This is a genomic window from Pedobacter sp. HMWF019 (assembly GCF_003061025.1).
GTDB lineage: Bacteria > Bacteroidota > Bacteroidia > Sphingobacteriales > Sphingobacteriaceae > Pedobacter.
In genome coordinates, this window is record NZ_QAIL01000089.1 from 12,755 (window position 1) to 35,639 (window position 22,885).

Sequence of the window (22,885 nt, forward strand, 5' to 3'; positions counted from 1 at the left end):
CATGAAACAATTCATCAATATATCGGTAAAACGCAAACATTTATTATGTTACACTGCCAGCCTGCTGCTTTTGTTTGCAGGTTGTAAAAAAGACAAGGATAGTACTTACAACGCTTCTTCACCCATCACTGTTTCAGATTTCATTCCAAAAAAAGGCTCAGGTGGTACTGAAGTACTCATTACCGGAAGTAACTTTTCTTCCGACATCTCTAAGGTTTCTGTAACGTTGAACGGCCGGCCACTCAAAGTAATAGGCGCTAATGCAACGCAGATTATGGCAGTTGTACCTAAAAGATCAAAGACAGGACCAATAAAAGTAAAAATAGAAAACGGAGAGGGGTCCAGCCAGGCCATTTTCAATTATGAATATACCAGGACGGTAACTACCCTGGCAGGTTCTGGCAACCCAGGCTTTGCCAATGGAAAAGGAACAGATGCCTCATTTAACCTGGGCGGCCAGAACTGGTACAGGAGTTCCGGTATCGTAGTAGACGATAATCTCAATGTATATGTGGCCGATCCTGGCAACCACTGTATCCGAAAAATTGATTCGCTAGGGAACGTGAGTACTTTAGCCGGTAACCCTAACCTATCGGGTTACTCCGATGGTAAAGGTCATAACGCAAATTTCTCTTTGCCTTATGACCTGGCTATTGATACCCATGGAAATCTGTACTGTGTAGATCCGGGCAATTGGGATATAAGAATGATTACACCAGATGGTCAGGCCACCACATGGGGCTTTGGAAGCCAGGCACCATGGAGCGTCGCCTTTGATAAAACTACCGGCAATGTTTACTACGCAAGTTGTTCCAGTCCTGGCAACATTTATCAGATCAATGCCCAAGGTAACAGTAAGGCGATCATCTCCGGACTCAATTACCCTGCGGGTATTAAATTTGACAATACCGGCAATTTATTTGTATCCGTACATGGCGACCAGGTGATCAGAAAATTCACTGCCGGCACCTGGCAGAGCAGTATCGTTGCAGGTCAATTGGGAAATGCAGGTTATGTAAATGGAGCAGCTACATCTGCGTTATTCTCCTTTCCATGGGGAATCGCAATAGACAGCAGTAATAATATATATGTGGCCGGCAATGGGACAGGTGGTGGAAGCACGACCAATCCAGACCAAAGCATTCGCTATATTCAGGCTGGCACCTATGAAGTAAGCACATTTGCCGGGAGCAGTAGCGCTGGTTTCTCAGAAGGAGTGGGCGGACAGGCTTCCTTCAGTGCCCCTACCGGAGTCGCGGTAGACAAAAATGGAACTGTGTATGTATTAGACAAGAACAACAACAGGATCAGGAAGATCATTTCCGAATAATTAAAAGCCCTACATACACCTAATTTTAATTAAAACATGAAACCATCTGCTTTTTTAAGCCTGGTATTCGTAGTACAAACCTTCTTTTGTACTACGAATACTTTTGCGACATTATTTCAAGCTAAAGAAAAAACCCATACATATTATGTATCCGTTAAGGGCTCCGATACCAACACCGGAAGTATCACCGCCCCTTTTCAAACCATCAATAAGGCATTGAGCCATGCTGCGCCTGGCGACCAGGTAGTTGTTAGAGGAGGCACCTATTATCAGGAAGTGAAATTTCCAAAATCAGGCTATCCTGGTAAATACATCCGTCTAAAAAACTATCCCAGAGAAAAACCCGTTATTGACGGCAGCAAAACCGTGGTTTCCGGATGGATGGCCATGGTTACTGTAAGCAATATAAGCTATGTATCTATTGAGGGTTTCGACATCTGCAACCTCAGCAGTTCTAGTATCAATACAGACCCCCAAGGCATCACAATCAATGGGAATGCACAGCACATTTCGATCAAAAACTGCAATATTTACAATATCAAAAGTACGGCTACACTTGAACAAGGACGAAGCGGCCATGCTATATTGGTTATTGGAAGTGACAACACACCAATATCTAACCTGCTAATCACTGGCTGTACAATACACGATACGCAAACCGGAACAAGTGAAAACGTAACTCTGGCGGGGAATATTGACGGCTTCATTTTCAGTCACAATAGAGTATATGATACAGAAAACATTGGTGTTATTGTAGCCGGAGGCGATGGTTTAAACCCTCATGGAGTGGTAAAAACCAATTATGCCCGCAACGGCGTAATCAGCGACAATATTTTCCATCACAACACAATGACCAAAACACCTGAGACATGGGGGCCTGACAGGTTCGGTGCCATTTCCATTTATGTTTGTGGCGGAGCGAATACCATTATTGAAAGAAATGTAGTTTACGAAAGCGACAGAGGGATTGGTCTGGTCAGTGAAAGCAATATCTATCCAACAAGAACCACTACCGTAAGAAACAATCTGGTCTACGATTGCTACAGGGCAGGTATTTATATGGGAGATTATTTAAACTACACCATCGCCGGCACAAAAAACTGTAGCATTTTGAACAATACCTTATTTCAGAATAATCGTGTTCCGGGAGCATTTGGAGAAATTGAAGGCGAGCTCAGACTAACGGAGCATTGCGACAGCAATGTAATTAAGAACAATACCGTGTATGCTGGACCTAAGGACCTGCTGGTCCATAAATACACCCTAACCGGAAGTCATAATACCATTGATCACAATAGCTATTTTACCACAACACAGCCTCAATGGATCTGGAACAGCACCAACGGCAACCCGATTACCGATTTCCAGATCTGGAAAAAAATCAGTAGTCAGGATGCCAATTCCACCCTAAAAATAGTTAGTCCTAAGTTTTACTCAAATTTAAGCAGAAAATGGAAAAGATACCCACAATCAAAGATATAGCGAGACGACTCAAGATAGATCCTTCAACAGTATCCAGAGCACTTCGGGGACACCCAAGTATCGGTCTGGTGACTACGATGAGGGTCAACAAAATAGCTAAAGAATTAAATTACCACCCCAACCAGAATGCAGTATTCCTTAAGCAAGGAAAAACCTTTACTATAGGTGTTGTTTTACCGGATATCGCAGAAAACTCTTATTGTTCAATACTTCGTGAAATAGAGTGTTGCGCTCATGATAAGAATTATAATGTAATTTTCGGTCAGTCTTTTCAAGAACCAGACCGGGAAAAACAGATTTTGGAAAACATGAAGAACCTTAGGGTTGACGGCATCCTGATTGCAGTGACCAAATCCACCATAGATATAGAGCAGTTTGAACAGCTCAGAAGATACAATATCCCTGTTGTCACTTTAGACAACAGGGATATCGCAGGAAATCAATCCGATCAGGCTATTGAATACCTGTTTTCAATGTTAGAATTTCAGCAGTTATCTGCTCTAAAGACTTAGTCTGACTTTCGGGCTTAACCTCCAGGTTCTGCTCCACCCATGCGCGCTCCCACATAAAAAAGTCGGGAGCCTGCGTGTTTTTACCCTGTAGGTTATCTTGTAAATAATCTATATACATTTTCCACCTTACGAGGTAAAAGTCCTTGATCAATCCTCCCCATTCTTTATAAGCATATTCATGCAGGTTATCCTCGGTCCTGATGTTTTCGCCCCAATAGGTAATCAGCATCATGGCATTCTTGATATTAAGCGCCTTCTCCTCCTTGGTTTTCCCCAGACTCAAAGCCTGGGCCTTATAAGTATTTAACTGATAATAAGGATGGCTAGACAGCAATTCATCTGTTAAACGGATCATATCCAGAAATTGACCAGAAAGCCTGGTAAACTCACCCGTATTCTTTTCTTGGTAAGCTTTCCCCATAGCCTGAAAAACCAGCTCACCATCATTTGCCAGCACTTGCCTTAGCATATTAATCAGATCGATCTGATAAGTATCCGAATTTATAAATTCAGGTGCCGCTTTAGCAAACTTCAGAACCGCCTCTTTAAATTTTATGCTGTCATAGTTTCTTTCCCGGGTGCCCCAGCGAGAGGCAGGTTTGGAATCCAGCGCCGGGCGGATACAAAACACAGACTCACTTGCCCCCTCCTGGTAGCCTGGAAGGCTTTGATATATTGTTTCCAGGAATCCCTGCCAAGCCACATCAATGTGTTTGTTTGCACTTCCATACCGATATTTGGTGTATCCCGCCACCCATTTTTTAACATCAACATGATCTTTTCTCCATCCAAGTTCTAACATCAGATCATATACAGGCGGATTGTTATTGAGTCCTTCAGGCATAACGCCCACTCCTTTAAATAAATCTTTATATGGGCTCTTACCTATCCGGTCAACTTCGTCTGCAAAACGCTGTAATTTGCCGTACAAGCCAGGTCTTTCTCCAAAATTATTTACTACACACCAAATAAATGGTGTCGAATCATAACCATTTCTTTTTTCCCAATTATTGGTAAACTCACCAAACAATTCCTGTACCAGCACATGTGATTTATCAAGACCATCCAGCATTTTCTGTTTAGGATTGTCTTGCCAACCCTGGAGCACCCAGGTTGATCCTGGGAAATTCCTTTGCATTTCAGTTTGAATAGACCTACCCGCCCCCTTTAAATCTATACCATCTGTAATTCCTCCTTCATGAAAGGGATCTCCTGCAAAAAAGCGGATGTTTTTGCCATAAGTCTTTTTTAATTCCTTATAGTATATTCCCGCTATCCTGGAAAAATCAGGATGACCAGGAATTAAAATATCTGGGCGTTTAAATGCACCCCATGTTTTCTGGTCAATAATCGGCGCTTTGGTCTTCTCTTTTAAAGAGCTCGGCACCATTCCATAAAAACCTTGCAACACCGGCTCTATTCCAAGTCCTTTCATCCGCTCCATCATCCGTTGCTGCAATATTCTCCGGCCATCGATCTGACTTTGAGGCATTGGCCCGCCCCAACCTTGTATGTTCCCCATTAACCACCATGCAGTATAAGCAGGCCCCACTAAAAAATCGTTAATTTCCTGATCGGAATATCCGATCTGCTTCAGCGTATTTTGCCACACCGCTTCCATCCCATTTACGGTGAGCATTAAGTTCACTCCATTCAAAGCCATCCAATCCAGTTCATGCTCCCAGTCTTTCCAATCGTAAAAACTCATCGTATAATTATAAGTGCAATAATTCAAAGCGTACCGGTACTTGGCCGGTGCCTCTATGCGTACAAGCTCTTTTACAGCTGGAATTGAAGACACAGGAGCAAGATTATCTCCCATATGTGACATGGAACGATGGCAATAGTACTTTAAATACCAGTTCAATCCTACTGCGGCCGCATTCGAACCTGAAGCAGTGATAACCAGCTTGTTTCCCTGGCTCTGCAATTCAACCATATCCTTTTCTCCGCTTCTCAATGATTTGAAAACAACCTGATTTTCTAACCAGGGGACCCTCCTTTTAATCAGGTCTTGTACAGGTCTAAATTGCTGGGCTAAAAGATCTAATGGGATTAAGAACAAGAGCAGACAGGTAAATTTTCGCATAATTTTAGGTTGATTTTCAATTTCTAATGATCCGAATCTAGTTAAAACCCGGAATAAAATATTCCCTGCAATTGGTAGCTTATGGCTGTAAAAACTACACAATCGGTTGTATTGAATGGCACAATCGATTGTGTAATTTTCAATTAACATGAGCAATTTTTCTTATTTTCGCACCACACGCCAGATTATAAGCAGATGAAACAGGATTTACAGAATGTAACAGACTACACCAATAACAACACCATATTTATGGTATGGAATTTCAAGGATAATGCAGAGGTTAGGATTGTTTTTAATCAGCTTTGTAAGCTCGTGATCAACCTGAACAATTCTGTTAACGTTCGCTTCCCGGTTTCAAGAGCCAGTTGTGTAATGGGAATCGGATATGATGCCTGGCATCAACTCAACCTTCCACTCCCACTACCTAAGGAATTGGTGAATTTTGTTCCTGTTACCGGCGAAAAGCATACAGCCGTTTCATCCAAAGGGGACTTACATTTCCATATAAGGGCCGATAACACCAGCATCTGCTACGATATGGCAGCTGCAATAAGCGATATCTTAGAAGCAGTAGCCACCAGTGCAGAAGAAATTCATGGTTTTAGATATTGGGACAGCCGTTCCATTTTAGGCTTTGTAGATGGCACCGAAAACCCACAGGGACAAGACAGGGAATTCTTCAGTATGATCGGAGACGATGATGCTGCTTATAAAGGAGGGAGCTACCTTTTCGTACAGAAATATATCCATAATCTATCTGCATGGAAGACGCTTTCCACAGAACAGCAGGAGAAAGTAATTGGACGATACAAATCTAATGATGTAGAAATGGCAGACGATGTTAAACCTGCAAATGCACACATCGCCCTGGCCAATGTAGGTGATGATTTTAAAATCGTACGTGATAATATGCCTTTTGGCAACATCTCTACAAATGAAATGGGCACCTATTTTATAGCCTATGCAAGTACATTCAGCACTGTAGAGAAGATGCTGAACAATATGTTTATTGGTTCTCCGGCAGGAAATTACGATAGGATTTTAGATTTCAGCACAGCAAAAACAGGTAGCTTATTTTTTGTACCCACATTTAACATGCTGGATGAACTTTCATCTGAGTAACCTAGAAACTATAATCCACCCCTAATGCAATATAACGTGGCAACAGACGGTATTCGGTAACAGCCTGGTAGGTATCTGTAATGACGGCATTCTTAAATTGACGATTATTGAAAATATTTTTTGCGGTCAGCTCAAATCTGGTTTTAATTTTCTTCACATCATAGGACAGCGAAAAATCTGAAAAATAATACGTTTTTGAAGTAGCAAAAAAGTCGCCAAAATGATACGCCTCATTTTTCAGATTGGCCTGAATACCATCAGCAACATTGACAAATAGGTTTAGAAAACTGTAGGTATTCTTCAACCGGCTCTTGCTCTCGCTGCTAAAAGAAGTGAACTGCATACGGGTTCCGGTGTATATGTTTAATTTCCATTTCCAAACACTCCTGAAAGACAAGCCATAATCATGCGACCCGGATTGTATCTTTCGGTTTCCCACCCCCGCTATACCGGCTTCGTAATCAGAGAAATCAGCACCAATATCCAATTTACAATTCCCTTTCAGCGGCTGTATATAGTAGTTGAACTGTGCTTTATAAAAGGCCACTTTTTTATTCTTTAACAGCACTTGTTGGGCCAGGTTATAGTTTGCATTTAGCATGCTTTGATTACTCATATAATCGAACAGCCTTTTATAGCCTATCGATAAACTGGCAAAGAATTTATCCAGCATGTTGCCATGCGTATAGGTCAGTATCACTCCCGAACTGCTCAAAGTGGCCATATCGTCCATTCCCTTTGCAAAATTCCGAAGACCGGTATTATAGAAGCTGGGAATGACGTCCATCACTTCGGTATTGGTCTGCTGGAACGAAAGGTCTGTCTCCAGCTTTCCCTTGCGGTATGGTTCCCATTTTGCAGATAACCGCGAAGAAATCAACCAGTTATTTCGGTCTCGAGCCAGGCCGTTCGTCCGCAGGTCACTATGTATAAACCCTGCATTCAACTGCGGTGTCCATTCCCATTTTTTACGCTTCAACGTGTATTTAGCCAGGAGACGGGACTGATTGGTAAGTAGACCCACCTGGTTTGAAAAGCCGGAAGGGCGAATCTGGTCGCCATTATCTCCCTGCAAAACGAAATCCGTTACCAGCTCTTGGTTCTTATATTCGTTGGCAAAGGCAATCTCCATAAAATCACCACCTTTTTGCCTGCGTACATAGTGCGAAGTAACACCTAGGTACTGTAGATTATTCTCAACATGCTGATGTACATCAGAAATGCCGCCGACCTGGAACAGGTCTTCATAATAGTATTGATCAATGCTGTAATCCAGAGGAGATCTCTGCATGATCCAGCGGGCGGAACTCACGAGGGCTTCCTGGTCTGATAACTTGTAGGTATGTGTAAGGTTGTGATTGGTTACATAGCCCTGAGTGGATGTCAACTCTGTTGCACTTGCTCCATTGAACAACAGGTTTCCGGTATCATCCCTGCCAAGAGATCCCAGATTTCCGGTGTAGGTGAGCGTTGAGCGGTTATTGATCTCATACTGCAACTCTAATCTCGAAAAGTAATTGTCAATACGTTTGTTAAATTCATAAACCTCCGAATTGGTAAATTGAATATCTTTAATATGGTATTCCTGCAATATGTTCTGATAGAAGGATTTTTTTGTAGGGTTCACAAAGCCCAGCCACTTCACTTTAAGCTGCTTGGTTGGGTTTAGTATGGTATTGACTGACAACAGCCTGTCACGATTAAAATTTGTCCTTTTATAATCAAAACCTGGGAGATCAGGTGTATAATCGATAATCGTAGGCGTAACCACGCCAAGACCGATCTGTCCAGGTTCATCAGACTTGCCAGGATACAGCAGATGGTTGATGCTGCTCACGGCATCCACACCATTGTTATTGGCCGTGCCCAACAGATAATATTTGTTCCTTTTTCCAAAATTCATCAAGTTAACACTGCCGTAGTAAAATGCCGGTGTTATCGGCGTACCGGAAACAGATACCGAACCCAACCATTGGCTTTTGCTGTCTTCTTTCAACTGCAGGTTCAGCGCTACCTTGTCTGAGTTTTCAATCCCTTTCAGATGCTTATTATTGGAATAATGTTGCAAGACCTGTATCTTTTCCAAGGGCTGGACAGACATATTTTGTGTGAGCAGCCGATAACCCTTTTCAAAAAAGTCATCGCCCTCGATCATCACCTTTTCTACCTCTTTATCACCAACTTTGATACTCCCGTCGGTACCGATGTTTAACCCGGGAATCTTCTTCAGCAGATCCTCTACAGTCCGTTCATCACCTTGCAGAAACGATTGTACATTCAGCTCGATAGTATCTTTTCCCAACCTGTATGGCCGCTTCGAATGGACCACAACTTCCTGTAGGTGCTCCACACCACCAGCACTGAGCTGTATATCCACAATCATATTTGCCTGACCTGGTCTAATTTCTTTATGTGCCGGTTCATAGCTCAGTGCCTTAAAATACAAGTTCATTTTGCCGGCATAAGTTGTTTGTATATGGTATTTTCCCTCGCCGTCTGTAAATGTATAGGCCAAAAGGCAGGAAATGCTATCCCGATGAAGGTCTACCCGAACACCACCAACAGGGCGGCTCCCGGAAGTCACTTTTCCGCTGATAGACACCTGCGCCCGGGCAGAAAATACAACAGACCAAAAGCAGAGCAATACCCATCCGCACCCAAAAAACCTACTTTTCACGCAGGCCTTTTTCTTCCCATTCATAGACCTGCTCCACCGTACCTCTCACCTTTTTCCTTTCGATCGTTACGCCTTCCATCGCCGGCATTTTACTTTCCATAATACGCATCTGTTCCTCTACCAGTGCATCATTTTTCTTAATATAGTTCTGCAAGGACAATTTTGGCAAGGAATAGATATACCCTTGATTTACAGGAATGCTACCCTCATATGGATAGGAGATTTCTTTGAGCGTCCAATAGTTCGGGTTTGCGCTTTCGTTGTACAGCATCACGATCAGACCTGGTAGCCCGCCGAATTTATAAGGACCTGCCGGCACCGGAATATCATTGGTGTAATACGCAATAAGCTTGGTACCACGATAACTGGCTGTCGCTTTGTGACAGATATATTTGCCTATGGTATCCGTACTGCTATAGTCAGTATTCCACTGCAATTGTGGAAATTTATCAGTCACCTGATAATTCTTTCCCTGAATTGACCGGATTTCTAACAGATCGTTTTCATTGTTTTTCTGAATAACAATGTTCCTGTAATTTTTATCAGTATGGAGTACCAAAGAAAAACTGGAAAACATTTCACCTTCCGGACTTTTACCTTCTTTCTTATCCGCTGCCACCGGCACTGAATCGCGGACAGCCACTTTAACACCGTCTCCGAAATAGACATGCTCCCGGAAGGTCGCCACGGCAGAAGGTATATATTCATATACCGCATGTAATTTTTGTGCCTGCACGCTCCACGAAGCACACAGCAGCAAACCAAATAGTAAATACTGTTTCATGGATCTTAAAAACCAACAAAGTGAACCTTCCGGTTCACTTTGTTGTTGTTCATAGTTACGACTTAATTATGGTTCGGGTTTCCGTAATAATTTTGGTAATTTTGTATAGTGGCGCTAAAGTATTCACCACAATTACTGTAGAACATGTCGGTGGCTCCATAACACGTATAGGTTAAAACCTGAGTGTCTATTAGCTGACCGCTCGTGTTGTAGATACTCATGGTCAATCTGCATAATGTCTTGAAGTTCCCTTTCTTGATTTCTTTAGCCTCTCCGACTATTTTAACATTGGACTTACCAGCAACAGCTGTGTATACCGCTGTTTTTTCAACCGTTTTCTCTGCTGGTTTAACTTCACCAGTCTTTGCGAAGGCCGCAGATGACATAAATGCCACAGCTACCAAACTCATTAATAATTTTTTCATAGTTATTTATTTTAATTAAACCACTGCATACGCTTGTCGTATGCGTTAATTCAGTGTAAAAATAAAAGTCATCCTACTTAAATTATCAAGCCATTTATGATTCGCAATTGCCATTTACAATTCGCAAAATTACCCAAACACTACTGGAATCTGCAGGATTACAATTGTGCCGCCATTTGAACCACGGGTAAAAAATACGCCTGCTTTTTTACCCAACAAATCCATTCGCTCCCGGCTGATAGCGCCCGACAATGACCGATGCGTTGTATCTGATCGATAGCCCTCGGCGTTACCGGTATCAGTAACTGTTACGCGCAGCACATCTTCTTCAAGCTCAAAGCAGACATCAATATTGCCACCACCCGATTCCAATTCTATACCGTGGAGGATCGCATTTTCCACATAAGGCTGTATCAGCATGGGAGGTAACATAACCGCACCTAAATCCTGTACGTCTGGCTTCCGGATGTGATAGGTAAAAGCTTCTTCAAAACGCATTTGTTGTAAACAGAGGTAGTTTTCCAGCGTATCAATTTCTTCATCTAAGGGAACCAGACTTTCCCGACTGAGTTCCAGGCTGTTGCGAAGCAAACGGCTAAACCGGTTGAGGTATTTAATGGCTTTCTCTTTTTTATCCAGACGGACAAAACTCTGCACTGCTGATAAAGTATTGAATATGAAATGAGGTTCCATCTGTGTCCGCAACAATTGTTGATGTAACAATACCTTTTCTTTTTCCTGTCTTGCCCTACGCTGTCGAAAATTATAATAAAGAAATAATAACGTTACACCCAACAAAACAACGCTTAATACTGCAACAACAAGCCACAAACGATTTTGCTGCAATTGAAGTTGTTTGATCTTAATGCTTTCATTTAAAGCGCGTATAGAACGGTCCTTCACTTGTAATTGATAAAGTGCATTCATTTCAGCAAGGGCTTGTGTGTGCGTCGCCTGATAAAGATTTTCCTGCAATCTGACCACATTTTTCAGCACCCCTGTTGCGTCCTTGTTTCTACCTTGTAAACTGTATAATTCAGCCAAACTTTTCTGATATACGACTTCATCATCATCCAGAATCAGACTTGGATGCTGCTCCTTCAACTTTTTCGCTTTATCGATGAATTGAGCCGCCTTTGGGGGTTGCTTGAGTGCGACATAGATGGTGGCAACATTACAATAGTCAACAAGTAAGTTGTTGATATTAACCGAAGAAGGTCCGGTGTCATACGTAACCTCATCTACTTCTGTTTTCAACAACTGATAGTGTAATAGCGAATCATTTTGTTTTTCCGCATCAAAGTACTTCATCTTCGATTCGTACAGGTAACTGATATTATATTTATCAGGGTGTAGAGCCTGAAGCACCTCCAATCTCCGCAGATAAGGAGCCATACTGTCTGCCGGCTTTTGTTGCAGGTTCAAGATCTGTATCATCTGTACTAACGCCCGCTGTCTGCTGATATGCCCCTGGGGCAGAGAATCGATCAATGGTAATGCTGCGCGGTTCATTTTTTCAGCCAGATGGTATTGAAAGAAAGTCCGGTTACTCTGCGCAGCCGATAGCAGTATAACAGATCTGGCTTCGGGAGACAGGCCAGTTGTAGCATCAGATAATACAATGGCTGCCGCTTTATTATAATAATAACTTGCCTCTCTTTGCTTTGCCTCCATGCTTCGCACATTACCCACCCCATTGTATATAAGCGCTTTATACTTCTGATTTCCAGTCGACTCTATAAGCTCTAAAGCTTTTTCCACAAAAAAACGGGCCGAATCCTGCCCACGCATGCCATATAACCGGGCCAAATTATATTTAACATTTGCTGAAAGTACAGCATCCTTTTTCACGAGTGGATGTTCGTCTAACTTCCGCCATTCACTAACTACTGAATCACTATTTCCCGGAGAGACTGCAACATTTTCCAGTTTTCTTATTTTCTCAGAAATCAAATTATTCTGAAGGGACGGAAGCGGCTTTTTATGACAAGCCATAGTCCATGAAATCATCACTCCGAAAAGTGAGAGCCGCAATATTTGTTTCATTTTTCTGGAAAAAGTTGGGTTAATACAGCACTTCTCCGTCGCGTAGAAATTGGAATTTCCTCCTTGTTTTTAAGCACAATGTATTCCGAACGGTTAATACCCGAAACAAACCGACGATTTACCAGATAGGATTGATGTGTACGCAGAAAATGTGGTGCGGGCAACAATTCTTCATAGTATTTAAGCGGTTTGGAAATCAGTTGCTTTGTGCCATCATTCAGAAAGAAAAAAGTATAGGGACCATCGCCTTTGCAGTAGATAATATCGTGTACAGATACTATACGCACATTATGAACGGAGTTAAGCGCAATGCTTTCCGGCAGTTCTGCCGCACTCATAGAATCCTGTGCCATCGATAATTGCTGCATCCATTGCGGATTGTTATCCGTACGGCGGCGGTAGCGCTCGAGTGCTTCTTTCAATTCGGTTTGATCAATTGGTTTCAGCAGGTAATCTAATGCACCATACTTAATGGCCTTGATAGCGAAATGGTTATATGCAGTGATGAATATGATATTTTGCGGAATGGGGAACAGCATTTTAAGAAGGTCAAAAGCCGTTCCATCCCTGAGCTGGATATCCATTAATATGACGTCAGGCTGTTTCTCCTCAATCAACTTTACTGCAGTCCGTACACTGTCGCTCCAACCAACAAGTTCTGTATTGGCTTCCTGTTGTATCAGATAGCTTATTTCTTTACGGATCGCAGGTTCATCCTCTATAATCGCTACAGTTGTCATATTTAACTAATTGTGTCTGGTAAAATAATAATTATAGACCAGGAAATCCGTTTTATTTACAATTCGCTACAACTCATTTATAAAACGGAAGATAAGCCACAACACAGATAAACTCCCTATGCCCTACCCCCACCCTAGTCTGCGCCATACCCAATCCTGCACCATACCCGGTCTGCGCCCAAGAAAATATGATTTCATGATCAAGCCTCAGAACCTGTAAGATTCAGCGCGATCAGAAATCATATTTTCCCCAAAAAAACTATTATCTAATTAAACAAACGTTTTCGTAAAATCATAATTACAAACCGATTGTATAACCTAAATAGGTATTTTTGGTTATGAAGAAATTTCTGGTAATTAGTGCTTTTTTAATGCTCAAAATTGGGGCTCAAGCCCAACAGCATAAAATGTCTGTTGACTACGTAGTTCCTAAAGATTCCTTGGTTCGAGAAAACATTAAGGAATGGCAAGATGTTAAATTTGGTTTATTTATGCACTGGGGGCCCTACAGTCAATGGGGAGTTGTAGAGAGCTGGAGTATTTGCCCGGAAGATGAGGACTGGACCCAACGCAAGGGACCATTTTCAGACGATTATTTCAAGTATAAAAAAGCTTACGAAAACCTTCAAACCACGTTTAATCCTGTCGATTTTAATCCAGAAAAGTGGGTAAAAGCAGCTAAAGATGCAGGAATGCGCTATGTGGTATTTACAACCAAACATCATGATGGCTTTAGTATGTTTGACACCAAACAAACGGACTATAAAATCACAGACGCTAAAACACCCTTTTCCTCTAACCCCAGAAGCAACATCACAAAAGAGGTCTTTAATGCTTTCCGAAAAGAGAATTTTAAAATTGGCGCCTACTTCTCCAAGCCTGATTGGCACAGTGAGTATTACTGGTGGCCATATTTTCCGCCCAAAGACAGAAATGTAAATTATGACCCGGCTAAATACCCGGACCGTTGGCAGAAATTTAAAGATTTCACGTACAATCAAATTGAAGAATTGGCCTCCGATTATGGAAAAATTGATATTCTTTGGCTAGATGGTGGTCAGGTTAGACCGAGTAAGAAACTTAATCAAGACATAGATATGGCCAAAATTGCCGGCATGGCCAGAAGTCATCAGCCAGGCTTAATTGTAGTAGACCGCACAGTAGCCGGTGAATTTGAAAATTATACCACACCTGAACAGCAAGTACCAGATAAGCCTCTTATTCATCCATGGGAAACCTGCATGACCATGGGAAATTCCTGGAGTTATGTCCCACATGACACCTATAAACCTGCCAAACAATTGGTGGATCTGCTGGTCAAAATTGTATCCAGAGGAGGAAACTTCCTGCTTAACATTGGTCCAGGGCCTAATGGAGACTGGGACCCGGTAGCCTACGAACGCTTACAGGATATTGGTTCCTGGATAAGGATCAACGGAGAATGCATCTACGGTTCAAAACCGATAGCTCCATATTCCACAAAGAATATTTTTTACACTCAGTCTAAAAAAGGTACAGAATCCTATGCCGTTTGGCTTGCAGAAACCGAAGATGTTCATTTACCAGAGCAGGTTTTCATAGCATTAGATGGCGCAAAGAAAATACAAAAGGTAAGCATGCTTGGAACCAAAGTGAAAATCAAATGGAAAGCAAAGGACGATGGAATCTTATTGACCATCCCTGCAGCTCTTCAACAAGGAAAATTCAAGTATGCAGTTACCTTCAAAGTAGAACATAAATAAACCCAATCCGCACCATACCCTATCTGCCCTATACCCGGTCTACACCATACCCGACCTGCACCCAAGAAAATATGATTTCATGATCAAGCCTCAGAACCTGTAAGGTTCAGCACGATCAGAAATCATATTTTCACACCCCCTGTTCAATCAAAATACAGTCTCGATCTTGTCAATAAGACCAATATATTGCTTTTTAATATTCCGCTGCCTGTAAAAATCCTTACCACTCCAACTTTTGTCCCAGTTGGCACTGCTGAAAGACCAGGCATTGAGCTTACCCAAATCATCACTAAGAGATTTCAAGCGATCATTTAAACTCTTAACAGAACCTATATTCGTACTGAAAGACATTCCTTTCCACGCAGAAACATTCTGCGCAGCCGAGAAAGGGATCGGATACAATTTAATCCCGTTGTCACTATTACTCAAGATTTTCTTCTCCTTGATATACTCAAACACCAAATATTTCGCTCTTCCAGGCTTGGAGAAGACAATTTCTTTGTTATAAATAGAACTCAAACCACCCTGCTCCGGACCAAAAATCCAAATATCCTCATCCGGTGTCAGCAAAGGCAGGACTTTGTAGCAACGACTGAAAACAGTATAGTTTTTCCCGTCAAAATCACAAGTACTTAACGCATAAGTTTGGCGAGTGCCATCATTATTTTTATCCGCATTCTTTAAAGGATCACCTATAGTCTTATTATCTTTTATTAAGCCCAAACCCAATTCACAATTTCTAAGGAAAGCCACTTTATTCCACAGTTTATAAATATTTTGGGCCGCCTCGCCCAAATTTTCATAGATGTTCTCCATTTCGGTTTCCTTAAAATTTTCCGAAATACCCTGCACCTTTCCTGCGGCATTGGCAAAGGCATCTGCGATACTTAACGAAGTCACTATTGGCTTGGACGAATCCTTCCTTTTAAACTCGGTGATTCCAGAAGAATGGGCTATGTAATACATCCTGCTCAGGGTTTGGTAGTCCTGTAACATTACCCTTGCTTTCACAATATCTTCCCCCTCAATGCCATCGATACTATTATAATAGCCCTGAGCCATCCATGGAAAAAGGTCGGACCAGTTGCTGATCCATACACCCAGAGGAACATATCCTTCAGTTTTAACGTCCGCATTAAACGCCGCTGCTTCAGGAGAAAAAGAGCCGTCGCCGGAACCCTTCGCCAAGTCCTCATATTTCTCCTCTATCTTTGCCGCTTTATTCTTCTGTTCATTAAAACAACCCAGCGTATCAACCTCATTATTAATTATTTTTTTCTTAAACTCATCGAGTTTTTCCTTTTTCGCAGGCTTATCCGCCTTATTTATAAATTCGTCAAAAGTAAGTTTTGGATTGGTTATTTTTGTCTTCTCATAAGCCGAAGCTTTCGCCATGGTATCCAAGCCATCCAGATTTTTTATTTCTTCTACTTTTTTCACAATGTCCTCTTCAGGTACAGGTTGTACAAATTCCGGAATCGAAGGCGCTCCATGGGTAATATTCATGCTGGGCGCTCTATCAAGTACATTTACGTCGGCCAGATCGGCAAATGTTTTGTTCGCCACCTGATCGAACCATTCTTTAATCTGCGAGGAAAGCACAGACCCACTTAAATAACTGGTACAGTTCACCATTACTTTTGCTTTGGCACTGGATTGACTGCCATCATAAGTAGCCTTTACAGCCGCAGAAGCCAAAGGGCCAGCATACGAAAAATCAGTCTGACCACCATATTTCCAGGATCTGGATTCACTCTCAGAAGTCATCACCATTTTCACCCCTCCAAAAGCACCCCAAGCAACCCCAACCACCAGACCATCACCAAAATCACGTGTAAATTGCTCCGAAGCCTTTATCCACTTACTTACGAGCGCTTTTAACTCCTTACTTTGAACATCATCATTATAAAAAACACTCAACAAACCCGAATCTGATTTTGAAACCTTGGCCATCACCGCATTGTATGCATTCAATACGGAAGTTATACTTTGCTCGCAAGCCGCATTCAGGCTATTCATAAATTGGCTGGCGGTCAGCTGCTCAAAATTGATATACTCTATTCCTCCAAGGGAAATGGCATTGTAATTTACCGCCACTGATTTGCTGCTGGCCGCTGAAGATTTCCCTACATAAGCGGACAATGAAGATTTAAGTAAGCTTACACCCGAAACCCCATAAGCACCAGACAGTCCAAATGACCCCTGGTTCATTTTTTCCGAAAAAAAACAACTGCTTTCGCCCGACATATATTTCACGGATTTTTCCTGGGAAATCATTAAGCTAACAGATCCCTTTACCACACTAGGGTTGATTTTGCCATTAACGGCATATATTGTTCCCCCAATAGTTACCCCATACAAGGGGTTATCGCCTTCAAAAATGCTCATAATACGTTGTTTTAATAAATGATTTAAAAATTACATTGAATAATGCTTTGGGCGGTTTTTGCATTGAGGTAATCTATGTAAACGATATTGGGTTTCGGTTTATCAACCTGGCCCATACGCTCTGCCAATACTTCTTCCAATGCAGGATTTGCAAACTCAGCCAATTTTTCGATAGTGCTTTTAAAAAAAGTATCGATGTCTGGCGTCAACGTCCAGGACAACAGAAAGAAATAGTCTTTACCTAAGCCACCATACGTATCCAATTTCGCCAGCTGATCCTGCTTCATTTTCTCCAGAGAAGTGGTATTGGAATAGGAATCACACACCGTGATATTAGGCCCACTATAACCGCCAAATCCATCATGGTATCGGAACCGACCCACCCGTGTCCCTGTATGTTCGGGATAATCGAAAACCAGAATTATTTTCCCCCTGCAATCATCCAGGGTGATATTTGCCAGATTGACATCCCTTTTAGAGTGTGTGAAGAGATCTCCCCTGTACTTGATATTGGCTAGAAACTCGTCAATCCTATCTTTTATCTCCCTCTCATTGTTTCGGTTGTTGCGGATATGGGAGAATTTCAGGATAAAGGTTTCTGAACGATGGGATTGAATAAATTGGAGAGATTGGTCTAATACAGCGGCCAGCGATTGGCCATTACATCCGGCATCACCACTTCTGTGATAGGTAACCAGCTCCCGATGATCATAATCCACCCTGACATCAAAATATCGGGAACCGGTTTTCAATTGTTGAAGGATATTCAAGGCTTGTGTGTGTATTATCCCACAATTCAATTTAACCCCTCCGAAACAATGATTCAATTCAGACATACCAGCGTCATGGCTGCCAGGGATCACGATCTCGCTTAACTTTGTGCTGCTATCCAGGAGGCTCATCCAAGTTGATGTTTCCATAGTCATATCTTTGGATTTTAGGATGTCTTATACAACTCAAAAGTGATCTTCTGATCGTGGCCTTTAAAACTGCCTTTGACCTCATATCCCATAGAATCAGAAGGACTAGGTGTAACACGATAAGAACTGGCCGCACTACCATAGGGGTGATTATAATAAAATTCAACTGTAGCCCCGTCTCCCTCGCGTTCATAAGTTACAGTTCCCTCCGGACCATAAGTGCCACCTGTTCTGGTTGTACAAGTCCAACTGCCCGAAGCTTCAATACTGGTCGGTGGGTCTGAGTTAAACTTTCCATGCACTGCATTTTTGCTTTTTAATTTCAACACCTTACCAGTATTGTTGATGACGGTCATTTTAACTGATCTAGCCATAATATTTATTGTTAGTTTATATTAAAACATTTCTATTTGTTCAAGCCATTAAATGAATTACCTAAATCTGATTGGATAATTGAGGCCAATATTTTTCACTTTAAATCTATAACGATGGCGCATATTATACTCAAAATAGAATCTTGACGTAATCTGGCCGCCTACAATCTCGTTGACGAACCCATCTTGATCATAGTAATGAATTTCATAATAACCTCGTCCAGTTCCCGCACCTGGCGGATCAAACTCTATTTGAAGAATACCTGGACCCAGCATCATTGATAGCTGACCTGGTTGTAATGTAATGGGATTCATAATCTTTAATTTTAATGGTTAATGATCTTTGTCATTTCTCTTTGATATAAGCAAAGTAACGGCAAGGACAAAGCATTCTTCAGCGCTAAAAAACCTGATTTAGCATACAGGTAAAAAGACCTGGTTACCCTTACATGATTTAATTAATATTATTTTTATATTAGTAATACCGCAATCTATTAAAGAACCAAGAAAATGACTCAAAAGCAATTTCCACCTATAAACCTTGATCAGGCCAAAGCCTTGACGACAAGATGGCGTACTTATTATGCAGATTTGTTAAGAGCCTATAAAAACTGGAACAATAAGGAACAAATCGATATTAATGTAACGCCTAATGACAAAGACGTATTCAGAGGCTTTACAATCCCTCTTCATGATTTGAAAAAAATTGTTGAAGCAGCAGAAAACCACAATAACAAGAAGAAGAACAAAGACAACCAAATAGATGCAGTTCGAGGCTATTTAGCAATGGATAAACCTATCGATAAGGATACCCCTGGCCTGGTGCATATACTTTTGCTGCCCGTTGCGAAAAGGATAGACATAACCCATGTTTCTCAGGATGACGAAAATGGCACCGAAACTCAGGAATCAGCAATTTATGATTTTTCAGCCCCTTGCCCTGATGTATGCGATACTTCGAGTCCATTATATTCAGAGCCGCTGTAAATAGCCAATTTATTAAGAAAGATGCATTTACTGTTTTCGATAAGAACGGTTTACCCGGCTGTGATTGCTCCATCAATTTTGGTGGTGCCAATTTTAATTGCGCTCATAAAACGTAAATACTGGTTAGGGCCACAAAAAATACTATTTGGCTATCTTTTATTTTCCGTATTCTTTAACTGTATCGCCTCAATAACTACCTTCCTGCATATAAATAATATGCCTATCCTCCATTTATACACAATACTTGAATTTTGTTTATTATGCCTATTGTTCAGAGGTATTTTTGAACAGCAGGCTATGCAGAAATTACTAATTTATTTACTCATCAGCTTTAGCTTATTTGCCATAGCATATGTATTGCTAACACATAGCCTTTTCAGATATAACACTTTACCTCGTTTTTTGAGCAGTATAACAATAGTGGGAATATGTCTATACTTTCTTTACTTAAATTTTGCCAATACAGAAGTTAATTTGTCCAGATTCAATTTCACCACCGTTATAGGTCTAATGCTTTATTTCTCCAGTTGTTCCATATTATTTGGCTTATCACAAACCTTGCATAATAAGGCAAGTCCCGGCGCCCTTATTTTTGTTTGGAATTTACACGCCACTATCATGGCCATCATGTACCTTATATTTGCCTGGGCATTCCTGCGATTAAAGCCAAATCAATGAGCATTTATCTATATATTATATTGGGCATGACAGCAACATTTCTGTTGTGCCTGGCAACTATTTTATTCTATATCAAGTACCGGAAAAACATTTTAAAGAAACAATACGAGCTTAAGACTGCTGAAGTGCAATATCAGAAGAACTTATTAAAAGCAACCATCAACTCACAGGAATCAGAACGGAAACGTATCGGAATGGATTTACACGATGAAGTAGGTGCAAATTTGTCTTATCTCCGTCTTCTGATAGAGAATTTTGTAGAAAAAAATGAGGAAATCAGTGCAGTTAATCAATTCAACGAGCAATGCAGGGCAATAATTGACAACATCATTACCAACACACGTAATATTTCTCATAATTTATCTCCACTACTCAATAAATCTTACGGCTTTCAAGATATGATTTATGATTATTGTGATGGTATCAATAGTTCCGGAAAAATAGCGATCCAGGTTACCTTTGATCAGGATAAAATTGTCAAGTTCTCGGATACGGTTACACTCGCCATGTACAGAGTAATTACAGAACTGATTAACAATACCATCAAACATTCCAGTGCAAAACTAATTACCCTTTGTTTTTCTTTTGGAGATGGTTTCTGTACGATGGACTACATGGATGATGGTACAGGAATGGCCCCTGACCACAAAAAAGGTATGGGTCTGCAAAATATAGAAAGCAGACTTGGAATGATAGGCGCCAGTTATCATATTAAAGATAACAGTAGCGGTTTCAATTTATCTGTTACATGGCCAGTTTAACTTATGGAAAATATTAGAATTGCACTCGCAGACGATCAACAACTATTTAGAGAGGGCATGGCCTCAATTATTGAACTTCAACCAGAATTCGAACTTCTGTTAGAGGCCGAGAATGGTCAGGATTTTATGCTGGCCCTTGAAGGCGCAGAAATACTGCCTGACATCGCCTTAATAGATCTGGAAATGCCAGTAATGGATGGTATAGAACTCAATAACCAGATCCAGCGTCTATATCCTCAAATAAAGGTGATCATTCTATCCATGTATACCAAAGAACGATTGATGGCACGGATGATCCACGATGGAGCAAGTGGCTATCTGGCCAAGAACTGCAATAAGCAGGAATTAATTTTAGCCATACAAACCACCTATAAAACAGGCTTCTATATAAGCCTGGAGGTATTAAAAGCCATGCAGCGTACCTCCTTACAATCACTAAGCCTTAAAAACGATAATGGTGTCGTTATTGAAATATCACCAAGAGAAAAAGAAGTATTAAAGTACATTTGCCAGGAACATACCAATAACGAAATAGCAGAAAAGCTATTTATTAATGTCCGGACTGTTGATGGACACCGCAACAATCTATTAACCAAAACCGGCTGTCGCAATACCGCAGGCTTGGTACTATTTGCCATTAAACACCATATTTTTGAAGTGATATCTTAATTTTTAAGCAGAACCAGGTCTTTTCACCTATTTGCTAAATCGGGCTTTTCTGCCCTAAAAAATCCTTTGTCCTTGCTGTTACTTTGCTTATGTCAACCAGAAATGACAAACGGAGCAGCCGAAAACCGGATAGAGTAGGCAAATCACTTAAAAATTAAAATTATGGTATCAGTAAAGGTAATGGACAAGTCTTCCCCTTCAAAACCCGGCCCCGGACATATGACTGCACAAGATGCACTCAATAAGATTAACATCGCTAAACCAGCGTGGCAAGTAATTATGAATTGCGAACCGACAGTAACGACCTACTCTTCTGCAGTAACAACAGTTAGCAAAACGGACTTGCGAAATAAAGTTTTGACACAATTTCCAGTCAGCAGCCACTTTATAGTTATTTAAACACAATTCCGAACCCTCTCCGGTCTGCACCCAAGAAAATATGTTTTACTGAGGCGAACCTCAGAATCTGTAAGATTCAGAGAGCCAAGTAAAACATATTTTCCCCCATCAAGCCAATTCAGGATAAAAAAGTAATGCCCGGTTTTAACAGGATTATAAAACGACAAAATCTATGCTAAGCAGCCCGAAAGCCCCCGCCTCACCTTGTGTTGGAACGTCCCTTGTCCGCCGTTCCTGCGCCGTAACTTAGGTAAACGGGTACTTTTGTCGAGCAATCGGCGCTAAAAGGCCGGATCATCCAATACCCAATACCAAAGGAGGTAGCAAGAATAACAAATGAAAACCTAATATGGCATTGGAAGTAAATTTTATTGCACTAACTAATAAATAACATGAATTAAAAGACCGCATTTCGAAAAAAATCTCCCGTTATAATCCCATTTTTAAGATTGGATATTCTTTACCCTGTTCATCTAATTCTGTTCGTTTTAGAACACGAAATCCAATATGTTTATAGAAATCAACTGCTTGGATATTTTGCTCATTGACATCTACTCTGGATATCTTTAATTTTTCTATTCCATACGAAATCAGTTTTTTTCCAATTCCTTTGCCACGAAAATCATTGTGAATGAATAGCATCTCAATATTTTCTCCAGCAATGCCCATAAATCCAACTAAAGCTCCATTTTCTTCATACCCTAACAACGTAACATGTTCAAAATATTTGGGCATTTGCTTCTTATAATAGTTAAAATCC

The 22,885-nt window shown here is 41.1% G+C and carries 19 protein-coding genes; 8 read left to right on the forward strand and 11 right to left on the reverse strand.

Annotation, left to right across the window (positions count from 1 at the left end):
* Window position 1: 1 nt before the first annotated feature.
* From DBR11_RS05800 to DBR11_RS05810, 3 genes are read left to right on the forward strand one after another with little or no spacing between them, the layout of a single operon-like run.
* Entirely contained in the window at window positions 2-1,330 is a 1,329-nt protein-coding gene (locus tag DBR11_RS05800) for an IPT/TIG domain-containing protein (protein WP_108550683.1), read from the forward strand.
* A gap of 36 nt (window positions 1,331-1,366) precedes the next feature.
* Window positions 1,367-2,812, forward strand: coding sequence for a DUF1565 domain-containing protein (locus tag DBR11_RS05805; RefSeq protein WP_108550664.1), 1,446 nt, complete (start codon window positions 1,367-1,369; stop codon window positions 2,810-2,812).
* The gene (locus DBR11_RS05810; protein ID WP_108550665.1) at window positions 2,782-3,324 is read left to right on the forward strand and encodes a LacI family DNA-binding transcriptional regulator; all 543 of its coding nucleotides are present in this window, start codon (window positions 2,782-2,784) and stop codon (window positions 3,322-3,324) included. Before DBR11_RS05805 ends, DBR11_RS05810 begins: the two co-directional genes overlap by 31 nt.
* On the opposite strand, the gene DBR11_RS05815 is transcribed toward DBR11_RS05810, so the two are convergent.
* Window positions 3,266-5,413: an alpha-N-acetylglucosaminidase gene (locus DBR11_RS05815; protein WP_108550666.1), complete on the reverse strand. Its 2,148-nt coding sequence runs from the start codon at window positions 5,411-5,413 to the stop codon at window positions 3,266-3,268. The genes DBR11_RS05810 and DBR11_RS05815 overlap by 59 nt on opposite strands.
* A 195-nt stretch (window positions 5,414-5,608) precedes the next feature.
* On the opposite strand from DBR11_RS05815, the gene DBR11_RS05820 reads away from it, so the two are divergent.
* Window positions 5,609-6,535, forward strand: a complete 927-nt coding sequence (locus DBR11_RS05820) for a Dyp-type peroxidase (protein ID WP_108550667.1) — start codon at window positions 5,609-5,611, stop codon at window positions 6,533-6,535.
* Between the two features lies 1 nt (window position 6,536).
* Here the strand turns inward: DBR11_RS05820 and DBR11_RS05825 are convergent, their stop codons facing one another.
* From DBR11_RS05825 to DBR11_RS05845, 5 genes are all read right to left on the reverse strand, one after another.
* Window positions 6,537-9,212: a carboxypeptidase-like regulatory domain-containing protein gene (locus DBR11_RS05825; RefSeq protein ID WP_146186470.1), complete on the reverse strand. Its 2,676-nt coding sequence runs from the start codon at window positions 9,210-9,212 to the stop codon at window positions 6,537-6,539.
* The gene (locus DBR11_RS05830) at window positions 9,202-9,996 is read right to left on the reverse strand and encodes a GLPGLI family protein (RefSeq protein WP_108550669.1); all 795 of its coding nucleotides are present in this window, start codon (window positions 9,994-9,996) and stop codon (window positions 9,202-9,204) included. Before DBR11_RS05830 ends, DBR11_RS05825 begins: the two co-directional genes overlap by 11 nt.
* Window positions 9,997-10,058: 62 nt before the next feature.
* Window positions 10,059-10,421 (reverse strand): hypothetical protein, encoded by a 363-nt coding sequence (locus tag DBR11_RS05835; RefSeq protein ID WP_108550670.1) that lies wholly within the window; start codon window positions 10,419-10,421, stop codon window positions 10,059-10,061.
* A 129-nt stretch (window positions 10,422-10,550) separates the two neighbouring features.
* Complete coding sequence (locus DBR11_RS05840) at window positions 10,551-12,467, reverse strand: histidine kinase (RefSeq protein WP_108550671.1); 1,917 nt, start codon at window positions 12,465-12,467, stop codon at window positions 10,551-10,553.
* Window positions 12,464-13,207: a LytTR family DNA-binding domain-containing protein gene (locus DBR11_RS05845; RefSeq protein ID WP_108550672.1), complete on the reverse strand. Its 744-nt coding sequence runs from the start codon at window positions 13,205-13,207 to the stop codon at window positions 12,464-12,466. The genes DBR11_RS05840 and DBR11_RS05845 overlap by 4 nt, the downstream gene beginning before the upstream one ends.
* Before the next feature lie 338 nt (window positions 13,208-13,545).
* Between DBR11_RS05845 and DBR11_RS05850 the strand changes: the two genes are divergently transcribed.
* Window positions 13,546-14,949 carry an alpha-L-fucosidase gene (locus DBR11_RS05850; protein ID WP_108550673.1) on the forward strand — a complete coding sequence of 468 codons (1,404 nt, stop codon included), beginning with the start codon at window positions 13,546-13,548 and terminating at the stop codon, window positions 14,947-14,949.
* Window positions 14,950-15,096: 147 nt separating this feature from the next.
* Here DBR11_RS05850 and DBR11_RS05855 read toward each other — a convergent pair whose 3' ends face one another.
* From DBR11_RS05855 to DBR11_RS05870, 4 genes are read right to left on the reverse strand one after another with little or no spacing between them, the layout of a single operon-like run.
* Entirely contained in the window at window positions 15,097-17,337 is a 2,241-nt protein-coding gene (locus tag DBR11_RS05855) for a hypothetical protein (RefSeq protein ID WP_108550674.1), read from the reverse strand.
* 23 nt (window positions 17,338-17,360) lie between these two features.
* Window positions 17,361-18,257 (reverse strand): phosphatidylinositol-specific phospholipase C domain-containing protein, encoded by an 897-nt coding sequence (locus DBR11_RS05860; protein WP_146186471.1) that lies wholly within the window; start codon window positions 18,255-18,257, stop codon window positions 17,361-17,363.
* A 17-nt stretch (window positions 18,258-18,274) separates the two neighbouring features.
* Window positions 18,275-18,631, reverse strand: a complete 357-nt coding sequence (locus DBR11_RS05865) for a hypothetical protein (protein WP_108550676.1) — start codon at window positions 18,629-18,631, stop codon at window positions 18,275-18,277.
* Between the two features lie 57 nt (window positions 18,632-18,688).
* Complete coding sequence (locus tag DBR11_RS05870; RefSeq protein ID WP_108550677.1) at window positions 18,689-18,946, reverse strand: hypothetical protein; 258 nt, start codon at window positions 18,944-18,946, stop codon at window positions 18,689-18,691.
* Window positions 18,947-19,141: 195 nt separating this feature from the next.
* On the opposite strand from DBR11_RS05870, the gene DBR11_RS05875 reads away from it, so the two are divergent.
* The 3 genes from DBR11_RS05875 (at window position 19,142) to DBR11_RS05890 (ending at window position 21,726) form a co-directional block, all read left to right on the forward strand.
* On the forward strand, window positions 19,142-19,618 hold the full coding sequence (locus tag DBR11_RS05875; protein WP_108550678.1) for a hypothetical protein: 477 nt from the start codon (window positions 19,142-19,144) through the stop codon (window positions 19,616-19,618).
* A gap of 704 nt (window positions 19,619-20,322) precedes the next feature.
* On the forward strand, window positions 20,323-21,057 hold the full coding sequence (locus DBR11_RS05885; protein WP_233260660.1) for a sensor histidine kinase: 735 nt from the start codon (window positions 20,323-20,325) through the stop codon (window positions 21,055-21,057).
* Window positions 21,058-21,060: 3 nt separating this feature from the next.
* On the forward strand, window positions 21,061-21,726 hold the full coding sequence (locus DBR11_RS05890) for a response regulator transcription factor (RefSeq protein WP_108550681.1): 666 nt from the start codon (window positions 21,061-21,063) through the stop codon (window positions 21,724-21,726).
* A gap of 828 nt (window positions 21,727-22,554) precedes the next feature.
* Here the strand turns inward: DBR11_RS05890 and DBR11_RS05895 are convergent.
* A partial coding sequence (locus tag DBR11_RS05895) for a GNAT family N-acetyltransferase (protein WP_108550684.1) occupies window positions 22,555-22,885 on the reverse strand: 331 nt, incomplete at its 5' end.